This window comes from Streptomyces racemochromogenes (assembly GCF_044129415.1).
Classification (GTDB): Bacteria; Actinomycetota; Actinomycetes; order Streptomycetales; family Streptomycetaceae; genus Streptomyces; species Streptomyces racemochromogenes_A.
In genome coordinates this window covers 1-7,452 of the sequence record NZ_JBBDHD010000214.1, presented here as the reverse complement: position 1 = coordinate 7,452, position 7,452 = coordinate 1, and the positions used below count along the sequence as shown (strand labels likewise).

Here is a 7,452-nt window from a genome sequence, read left to right as displayed (position 1 = left end):
ATAGGAATTGCAGTATCGGGTGTGGTGGGATGGGTTTTGTTTTTATGAGACAGGGGGGGGTGGGGGCGGTCGGGGCGGTGCCGGAGCGCGCGCTCGGCCCCGTCGCCGCCCGGCTGCGCCCGCTGCTGCGCCGGATGCGGCCGGCCTACCCCAGGCCCGGCCGCAGCGGGTGGCGGCGCTGGATACCCTCCTGGCGCCAGTGGCTGGGCGCCTGCCTGTACCTGTTCTCGGGCCTCGTCGCCTTCGTCGGCATCGCGTACGCCACCACGGACATACCGGACGACCTCAACTCTTTCGCAACACAACAGGACAACGTCTATTACTGGGCAGACGGCTCCACCATGGCCCGCACCGGCTGGGTCAGCCGGCAGGAGATGCCCCTGGACAAGGTGCCCCCCAAGGTCCGGGGAGCCGTGCTCGCCGCGGAGAACGCCAGCTTCTACACCGACCCCGGGGTATCCCCCTCCGGTGTCCTGCGCGCCGTGCGCGCCGCGCTGACGGGCGGCGAGACCCAGGGCGGGTCCACCATCACCCAGCAGTACGTGAAGAACGCCTACCTGAACCAGGACCGCACCCTCTCCCGGAAGTTCACCGAGATCCTGCTGGCCCTGAAGCTGGACAACCAGACGAGCAAGAACCAGATCCTCCAGGACTACCTCAACACCAGCTGGTTCGGGCGCGGCACCTACGGCATCCAGCGCGCCTCCCAGGCGTACTACGGCAAGGACGTCTCGAAGCTCAACGCCAGCGAGGGCGCCTTCCTGGCCTCCCTCCTCAAGGGCGCCGGGCTGTACGACCCCGCGCTCGGCGAGGAGAACCACAAGCGGGCCGTGGAGCGCTGGAGCTGGATCCTGGACCGCATGGTGGACACCGGCCAACTCACGCCCGCGGAGCGGGCCTCGTACACCAGGTTCCCCGAGCCCTCGGGCCCCGGCACGGCCGGGACGCCCGGTGCGCAGAACGGCTACCTGGTGGAGATGGCCAAGGCCTACGCCATCAAGGCGGGGCACATCAAGGACTCCGACTTCGACCTCGGCGGCTACCAGATCTACACGACCTTCGAACAGTCCCGCATGGCGGCGCTGACGGACGCCGTGCAGAAGGCCCAGAAGGAGTTCGACCCGGACAAGCGGCCCGACACCGACACCCACGCCAAGATCGGCGCGGCCAGCGTCGCCCCGGACGGGCGCCTGCTCGCGGTCTACGGCGGCCCCGACTACCTCAAGCAGGGCTTCAACCAGGCGAACTCGACCACGATCCCGGTCGGGACGGCGTTCACCCCGCTGGTCTACGCCGCCGCCTTGGAGGAGGGGGTGGTCCGCTCCCGCGGCAAGGACCGTACGCCGGTCTCCCCCTCGACGGTGTACGACGGGAACGACCAGGTGACCGTGCAGACGCCCGAGGGCCCCTACTGGGACCGCAGCGGCAAGGTGGTCAAGGGCCACAACGACGGGAACAAGAGCTGGGGGCAGGTGACCCTGCGCCAGGCCGTGGCGAACTCGGTGAACACCCCCATGCTCCAGCTCGGGCTCGACGTCGGGCTCGACCGGGTGGAGACGTTCGCGGAACGCGCCGGCCTGCTGCCGTCGAGCCTCGGGACGCGGATCCCGACGTTCTCGCTCGGGGAGAACTCCAAGCCCAGCGCCCTGCGCATGGCCGGCGCCTACGCGGACTTCGCGGCCGACGGCATGCACACCGACCCCTACTCGGTGCGCTCGGCCAGCCGCAACGGCACCGCGGTCCCGCTGGACCCGCCGAAGCCGGTGCGGGCGATGTCGGCGAAGACGGCCCGCTCCGTGACGGAGTCCCTGCGGGACGCGGTCACCGAGGGGTCGGCGAAGACGGCGGCCAAGGCGCACCCCGGGGCGGCGGGCAAGACCGGGACCACTGCGGCGAACACGGCGGGGTGGTTCGTGGCCAACACCGAGAAGGAGACGACCGCGGTGGTCGTCTACCGGATGGCGCTGACGGATCTGATCGCGCTGCCGCTGACCGGGCTGGGCGGGGACGCACCGGGCACGCCGGGCAGCGAGCGGGCCGTGCGCGTGTGGGCGGACTACATCAGGGCGGTGAAGTAGGCGGGTGCGGGGGCCGGGGCGGGACCGCCCGCGGCCCCGCCCCGTCCGGCACTACTTGACCAGGGTGTTCCAGTCGGGCGCCTGCGCGGGGTCGAGCATCCGCAGCTGGGCGAGGACCTTGGGGTCCTGGGCGTCGAGCCAGTCCGACAGCTCCTTGAAGGACACGCAGCGGACGTCCTGGCGCGGGCAGACGTCCCGCATGACGTCCTCGACGGCCTGCATGTAGATGCCGCCGTTCCAGTCCTCGAAGTGGTTGCCGATGAACATGGGCGCCCGGCTGCCGTTGTAGACGCGGTTGAAGCCGTTCATGTAGGAGCCGCGGGTCTGCGCCTCCCAGGCCGGGTACTTCGCCGGGTCGCCCTTGGTGCTGTCGCCGGACTGGTTGTAGAGGAAGTTGAAGTCCATGGAGAGGACCTGGAGCTCCTTGCCCTGCAGGGGCACGAGCTGGAGCGGGAAGTTCCAGATGCCGTTCGTCTTCGACGGCCACAGCTGGAAGTCGCCGGAGGAGCTCGCGTCGTAGCGCCAGCCGTACGGCTTGATCGCGGTCAGGAGGTTCTTCTGGCCCTCCAGGCAGGGGGCGCGGCCGCCGACGACCTCGCGGTCCGGGTCGAAGGGCAGGGGTGCTTCCTTGGTGAAGCCGGTGTTGGTCTTCCAGTTCTTGACGAAGGCGTACGTCTGGTCGATCTCGCTCTTCCACTCGTCGGGGCTCCAGTCCCCGCCGCCCTTGGGGCCGCAGAAGTGCCCGTTGAAGTGGGACCCGATCTCGTTGCCGTCGGTCCACGCGCCGCGGAGCTGGGCCAGCGTGGACTTCACGTGCGGGACGGTCGGGTAGGAGATGGCGGCCGCGCCCTGCGGGTGCTGCGGCGGCTTGTAGAGCATCTTCTTGTCGTCGGGCAGCAGGTAGATGCCGGTGAGGAAGAAGGTCATGTGGGCCTTGTTCTCCCTGGCCACCTTCCGGAAGTGCGAGAAGAGGTGGTCATCGCCTTCCAGGGCGCCGTCCCAGGAGAAGACCACGAACTGCGGCGGCTTCTCGCCGGGCTTCAGCTTCTCCGGCTTCAGCTGGTCCGGCTGCGGCCCTGTGTACGAGGTGGAGCCGTCGCCCAGCACCTTGACCTTGCCGTCCCAGGGCTGCTCCGCCCCCTTGGCCGCGGCGGCCGCGTCGGCGGCGCTCTGCGTGGCGGCCAGCTTCGCCTCGCCCTGGGCGGTGGCGCCGCCCAGGGTGAGGGCGTACGCCGTGGCCGCCGCCCCGCCGAGGGCCACCACGGCTATGCCGACGCCCAGGCGCTTGCGGCTGCGGGCCTTGCGCTGGAGCTTGCGGGCGCTGCGGGACTCCGCCCGGGTGCCCGGCGTGGTGTCGGTGTCGGCCATGCCTGTCGTCCCCCCTGATCACGCAGCCGGGCCGCCGCGCGTGGATGCTTCGTACGAATATAGAACTTGTCGGCACTCTTCCCGCACCCCGGACCCCCCTCGTCCGTCGCTTCACAGCCATCTCACAGCACGTCCGGGCAGACCGGCGCAGGCGCATCCTCTCTTCCCGGAACGTTCCACTCCATTCCAGCGGCGGGTACGGGTCCGGGAGCTCCGGGAGCAGGCACGGCCTTCCCCGCCGGGGGCGTGCGCCGTCCCGCCCGGGCCGGGTCACCGGCCGGCGGGGACGGACAGCACGAAGCCGCTGCGCGGGCGGGTGGGGATGCGGTCGAGCGGGATCCGCAGGTCCTGCTCCGGGACGTCGGCGTCGAGCCCGGCCAGCGCGGGGACCAGGGCGGCGAGCAGCCCCACGGTGATGTCCTCGCCGGGGCAGCGGTGGCCGGTGCGGGCGTCACCGCCGCCCTGCGGGATCAGCTCGGCCGGTCCGGGCTCGCGCCCCAGGAAGCGGAGCGGGTCGAAGCGGTGGGGGTCGGTCCAGAGTCCGGGGTCGCGGTGGTGGCCGTGGACGTCGAGCAGGACGAGCGTGCCCTCGGGGACCTGCTCCGGCCCGAAGCGCAGGTCGCGCGCCGCGAGGCCGCCGACGAAGGGGACGAAGGGGTAGAAGCGGCGGACCTCGTGGGCGAAGGCCCTGGCGTAGGGTGCGCCTCCCGTCCGGAGCTCGGCCCTCAGCCGGGGCGTGCGGTGCAGCGCGTGCGCGGCGAACGCGGTGAACCAGGCGACGGCGACGGTCGGCCGGAGGATGTTGAGCAGCTCCACCGCCGCCGTCCGGGGGTCGAGGAGCCGGCCGTCGCAGTCGCGGTGGCCGGCCACCGCGTCCAGGACACCGGGCCCGCCGGCCACCGCGTCCAGGACACCGGGCCCGCCACGGGCCGGGCCCGCGGCCGCGCGCACCGCCTCGACGGCCCCGGCCAGGGCCGCCTCCTGCCGCGCCCTCGCGCGGCGCGCCTTCCAGTGCCGCGGCCCCGCCGTCGCGAACCCGTCGACCATGGCCGTGCAGTCCTCGGCGAGCCGGCGCGCGCCCTCCTCGGTGACGGGTACCCCCGCCCACGCGCAGACGGCGCCGGCGAGGACGGCCGCCGCCTCGTCGAAGAGCACCACCTCGCGGCCCCGCCAGTCCTCGGCGGCGCGCAGCCAGTGCTTCCCGGCGAGGGCGACGAGGGAGTCCACCGCTCCGTCCGCCATCAGCAGGGACACGAACAGGGACTTGCGGCCCCGGTGGAGGGCGCCGTCCAGGGTATGGACCGCGCCCCGGCCGAAGAGGGTGTCCAGCACGGGTCCGGGCAGCGCGCCGTGGCGCAGCACGTGGTGCTCGTCGTAGAAGAAATCGACGGCCTCGGGCCCGTGGAGCAGCAGGGCGGGCCGCCCCATCAGCCGGGTGCGGACGGCCGGACCGCCTCCGTGGCGGCGGATCAGCCCGGGCGCCCAGCGGTAGCCGCGGGCGAGCAGGGGCAGGGTGCTGTCGAGGAGGGGAAAGGTGGGGGACATACCGGACGTGTACCCGGCGGGGGCGCGTTCACCGCACCCGTTCCCGGGTAGGCGCCGGGAATGGGTTACGTGACCGCCGGCAAGGAGTACTCGCGCGACAGCCGGTACCTGACGACGCGGATCACCGCCGACGGACGGGACGGCTACCGCGTGGAGCCCGGGCGCTACCGCCTCGTCGTCAGCCGGGCCTGCCCGTGGGCGAGCCGGGCGGTCATCGTACGGCGGCTCCTCGGACTGGAGGAGGCCCTCCCCATGGCGGTGGCCTCACCGGTCCACGACGAGCGCAGCTGGAACTTCGGCCTCGACCCGGGCGGCCGCGACCCCGTGCTCGGCATCGAGCGGCTCCAGGAGGCCTACTTCGCCCGCGACCCCGGCTACGACCGGGGGATCACCGTGCCGGCGGTCGTGGACGTGCGGACCGGCCGGGTGGTGACCAACGACTTCCCGCAGATCACCCTCGACCTGTCGCTCCAGTGGACGGCCCACCACCGCGCGGGCGCTCCGTCGCTCTACCCGTGGGAGCTGCGCCCGCAGATCGACTCCGTGAACGAGGTGGTCTACCGGGACGTGAACAACGGGGTCTACCGGGCCGGGTTCGCCGGCTCTCAGGAGGCGTACGCGGAGGCGTACCGGCGGCTGTTCGACCGGCTCGACTGGCTCTCCGAGCGGCTGGCGGCGTCCCGCTACCTCGTCGGGGAGTGCATCACGGAGGCGGACGTGCGGCTGTTCACCACGCTCGTGCGCTTCGACGCCGTCTACCACGGCCACTTCAAGTGCAATCGGCACAAGCTGAGCGAGATGCCGGTGCTGTGGGCGTACGCGAGGGACCTGTTCCAGACGCCCGGCTTCGGCGACACCGTCGACTTCGACCACATCAAGCGGCACTACCACCTGGTGCACACGGACATCAACCCCACCGGCATCGTGCCCGCCGGCCCCGACCTTTCGGGCTGGCTCGCACCGCACGGCCGCGGCGCCCTCGGCGGCCGCCCGTTCGGCGACGGCACCCCGCCCGGGCCCGTGCCGCCGGGCGAGGCGGTGCCGCCCGCCCACACTCCGCTCGGCTGAGCGGACGGGGCGGCCGAAGGGGCCGACCGAGGGGCCTACGGGCGGTTTGTCCACCCGGGAGGTGGGCAGCCGCGTCCCAACGGGCGACGTATTCACCCGGGACGGAGGACCGAGATGTCGACAAGCACACTCATAGCCATCGTGGTGGCCGCCGTGGTCGTGGTGCTCGCCATCACCGTGACCCTCGCGGTGCTCGCACGGCGGCGCCACCTGCGCAACCGTTTCGGGCCGGAGTACGAGCGCACGGTCGAGGAGAAGGGCGGGGTGCTGGCGGCCGAGCGCGATCTGCACGCCCGCGAGGTCCGGCACGACAAGCTCGACATCCGGGAGCTGCCGCCCGAGCGGCAGCGCCAGTTCGCCGACCGGTGGAGCGAGGTCCAGGTGCACTTCGTGGACCAGCCGGCCGGCTCGGTCGACGAGGCCGACGACCTGGTGGCGAAGCTGATGAGGGAGCGCGGCTACCCCACCGACGGGTACCACGGCGCCGTCCGCGACCTGTCCGTCGAGCACGGACGGACCCTGGAGCACTACCGGGCCGCGCACGACATCAGGGCCCGCAGCACGGACGGGCGGGCGACCACGGAGGAACTGCGCGCGGCGATGGTGCACTACCGCGCCCTGTTCGACGAACTGCTGACGGATCAGAGGAGCCGGTGACATGGGCACCCACGACGACATACGACGAGGCGGAAGCCCCCTGAGCACGGAGGACCTCGCGGGACCGGGCGCGGCCGGCGAACCGGACCCGGGACCTCCGGCCTACCCGGGCGAGGCGACCGGGGAATCCCTGTCCGGCGGTTCCGCCGCCGGACGCGGCGAGGAGGACGACGGCCTCTCGGCCGGCCGGGGGGACGAGGAGCCGATGGACCGGGACGAGCCGATGGACCGGCAGGAGGAGGTCTCCCCTGAAGGGACGTCCGGAGCGGCCGCGGGAGCCGGGGCGGACGGCGGCGGGACGGCGGCCGGCGGTGACGGTCAGCCGTTGCTCGACACCGGCGACGCGGAGCGCTTCCGGACGGCCTGGGCCGAGATACAGGGACGTTTCGTCGACGACCCGCGCGAGGCCGTCACCTCCGCGGACACCCTGGTGGCCGAGGTGATGCAGAGCCTGGCGGGCACCTTCGCCTCGCACAAGCAGGAGCTGGAGGGGCAGTGGCAGCGCGGCGACGACGTGGCGACGGAGGACCTGCGCCAGGCCCTGCAGCACTACCGCTCGTTCTTCAACCGCCTGCTGAACGCCTGAGCGCCGGGTTCCGCTCGCGGGGGGGGGGGGGGGGGGGGGGGGGGGGGGGGGCGGGGGGGGGGGCCGCCCCCCCCCCCCCCCCCCCCCCCCCCCCCCCCCGCCCCCCCCCCCCCCCCCCCCCCCCCCCCCCACCCCGCCCCCCCGCGCCCC

Annotated in this window: 6 protein-coding genes; 4 read left to right on the top strand and 2 right to left on the bottom strand. The window is 73.0% G+C overall.

Translation table 11 applies throughout. From position 1 onward, the window contains the following. Positions 1–44: 44 nt before the first annotated feature. Positions 45–2,078 (top strand): transglycosylase domain-containing protein, encoded by a 2,034-nt coding sequence (locus WDV06_RS35450; RefSeq protein ID WP_395513930.1) that lies wholly within the window; start codon positions 45–47, stop codon positions 2,076–2,078. 51 nt (positions 2,079–2,129) lie between these two features. On the opposite strand, the gene WDV06_RS35445 is transcribed toward WDV06_RS35450, so the two are convergent. After that, positions 2,130–3,446, bottom strand: coding sequence for a polysaccharide deacetylase family protein (locus WDV06_RS35445; RefSeq protein ID WP_395513929.1), 1,317 nt, complete (start codon positions 3,444–3,446; stop codon positions 2,130–2,132). Between the two features lie 270 nt (positions 3,447–3,716). Beyond that, positions 3,717–4,991 carry a cytochrome P450 gene (locus WDV06_RS35440; RefSeq protein ID WP_395513928.1) on the bottom strand — a complete coding sequence of 425 codons (1,275 nt, stop codon included), beginning with the start codon at positions 4,989–4,991 and terminating at the stop codon, positions 3,717–3,719. A gap of 60 nt (positions 4,992–5,051) precedes the next feature. Here WDV06_RS35440 and WDV06_RS35435 point away from each other — a divergent pair, with 60 nt between their 5' ends. The 3 genes from WDV06_RS35435 (at position 5,052) to WDV06_RS35425 (ending at position 7,302) form a co-directional block, all read left to right on the top strand. Next, positions 5,052–6,059, top strand: coding sequence for a glutathione S-transferase family protein (locus WDV06_RS35435; RefSeq protein WP_395513927.1), 1,008 nt, complete (start codon positions 5,052–5,054; stop codon positions 6,057–6,059). Positions 6,060–6,173: 114 nt separating this feature from the next. After that, positions 6,174–6,716, top strand: coding sequence for a hypothetical protein (locus tag WDV06_RS35430; RefSeq protein WP_395513926.1), 543 nt, complete (start codon positions 6,174–6,176; stop codon positions 6,714–6,716). Position 6,717: 1 nt separating this feature from the next. Beyond that, entirely contained in the window at positions 6,718–7,302 is a 585-nt protein-coding gene (locus WDV06_RS35425; RefSeq protein WP_395513925.1) for a hypothetical protein, read from the top strand. Positions 7,303–7,452 lie beyond the last annotated feature (150 nt).

Coding starts and splice junctions, on each gene's coding strand:
- WDV06_RS35445 (WP_395513929.1), bottom strand. CDS start 3,446: ATGGCCGACACCGACACCACGCCGGGCACCCGGGCGGAGTCCCGCAGC.
- WDV06_RS35440 (WP_395513928.1), bottom strand. CDS start 4,991: ATGTCCCCCACCTTTCCCCTCCTCGACAGCACCCTGCCCCTGCTCGCC.
- WDV06_RS35450 (WP_395513930.1), top strand. CDS start 45: ATGAGACAGGGGGGGGTGGGGGCGGTCGGGGCGGTGCCGGAGCGCGCG.
- WDV06_RS35425 (WP_395513925.1), top strand. CDS start 6,718: ATGGGCACCCACGACGACATACGACGAGGCGGAAGCCCCCTGAGCACG.
- WDV06_RS35435 (WP_395513927.1), top strand. CDS start 5,052: ATGGGTTACGTGACCGCCGGCAAGGAGTACTCGCGCGACAGCCGGTAC.
- WDV06_RS35430 (WP_395513926.1), top strand. CDS start 6,174: ATGTCGACAAGCACACTCATAGCCATCGTGGTGGCCGCCGTGGTCGTG.